1 protein-coding gene is annotated in these 1,426 nt (G+C 67.3%); it reads left to right on the plus strand.

The annotated features are described in order from the left end of the window. Positions 1 to 176: 176 nt before the first annotated feature. Positions 177 to 1,412 (plus strand): ISL3 family transposase, encoded by a 1,236-nt coding sequence (locus DRV96_RS17710; protein WP_119293598.1) that lies wholly within the window; start codon positions 177 to 179, stop codon positions 1,410 to 1,412. Positions 1,413 to 1,426 lie beyond the last annotated feature (14 nt).

The following is a 1,426-nucleotide window of genomic DNA, read 5'->3' on the forward strand; positions in this document are numbered from 1 at the left end:
GCCTCTGTTGAATTCCGAGTGGGTGAGCCAAGGGGAGTTCAGGCCAAGGACCGGGGTCAAGGGCGGGCGAAGCTCGGCGCAGCGAACCCTTGACGCCGGGTCTTGGCCGGTACGCTGACCGTCGTGGCCGATGCGGCATGCTGACGCATCGGCCATGACGAGCGGGAGCGATTGAGATGCATGACAGGTTGTTCGAAGCGGCGCTGGGCATCGCCGCGCCATGGTTCGTCGCCGCCGTGCGCTTCGACGAGGCCTCCAAGGTGCTGACGGTGGGCGTCGACTTTGCTGCCGGCAGCCGCTTCGCGGTCGAAGGCGTTGCCGGTGAGCACCCCGTGCACGACACACTCATCAAGACCTACCGGCACTTGAACTTCTTCCAGCACGAGTGCGTGCTCGAGGTGCGCACGCCGCGGGTGAAGCTGCCCGACGGGCGGGTCGTGCTGGTCAAGCCGCCGTTTGCGGGCAAGCTGTCGGGCTTCACGCTGCTGTTCGAGGCGCTGGTGCTGATGCTCAGCGCGCAGATGCCCTTTGCCGCCGTGGCGCGCATCGTGGGCATCTCGGCGTACCGGGTGCTGGCCATCTGCCGGCGCTATGTGGCGCTGGCGCTCGAGCAGGCCGACTTCAGCCAGGTCAAGGCGCTGGCCATCGACGAGACCTCGCGCACCAAGGCTCACCGCTACATCACGCTGGCGGCCGATGCGCTCGAGCGCAGAGTGCTGGCCGTGGCCCGGGGGCGCGAGCTCAAGACCATCGAGGCGATCGCCAGCGAGCTGGCCGCACACGGCTGCGCGCCCGAGCAAGTCGAATCGGTCAGCATCGACATGTCGCCGGCGTTCATCAAGGGCTGCACCGAGCAACTGCCCAACGCGCGCATTACCTTCGACAAGTTCCACGTCGTCTGGCACGCCAACGCGGCAGTGGACAAGATGCGGCGCATCGAGCAGCGTGCCGACAAGTCCCTCAAGGGCCTGCGCTGGTCGCTGCTGAAGGACCGCGCCAGCCTCAAGCCCGAGGCCGCCGCCGACCTGGATGCGCTCATCGCCCGCATGAGCACGGTGCGCACCGCGCGCGCCTGGGTCTACAAGGAGCAGTTGCGCGAGATCCTCGAGCGCAAGCAGATCAATGTCGTGCGCGCGATGCTGCGGCACTGGTGTGCCTGCGTCATGCGCTCCAAGGTCGAGCCGATGAAGGAGGTCGCCGCGCTCGTGCGCCGCCACCTCGAGGGCATCGTCGCCTGGGCCCAGACGCGCCAGACCAACGGCTTCCTCGAGGCGTTCAACGGCCTGTTCCAGGCCGCCAAGCGTCGCGCCAGAGGCTACACGCGCTTCCAGACGATCAGGACCGTCATCTTCCTGATCGCCGGCAAGCTCGACTTCCGCGCGCTCAACCCTCATGCCCCGCAACCCACTTGAAATTCAACAGAGCC

The sequence above is a fragment of the Azohydromonas sediminis genome, from assembly GCF_003574675.1.
Taxonomy (GTDB): domain Bacteria; phylum Pseudomonadota; class Gammaproteobacteria; order Burkholderiales; family Burkholderiaceae_C; genus Calidifontimicrobium; species Calidifontimicrobium sediminis.

Bases quoted from the DNA above. Each gene is read 5' to 3' on its own strand.
- DRV96_RS17710 (WP_119293598.1), top strand. From the start codon at position 177: ATGCATGACAGGTTGTTCGAAGCGGCGCTGGGCATCGCCGCGCCATGG.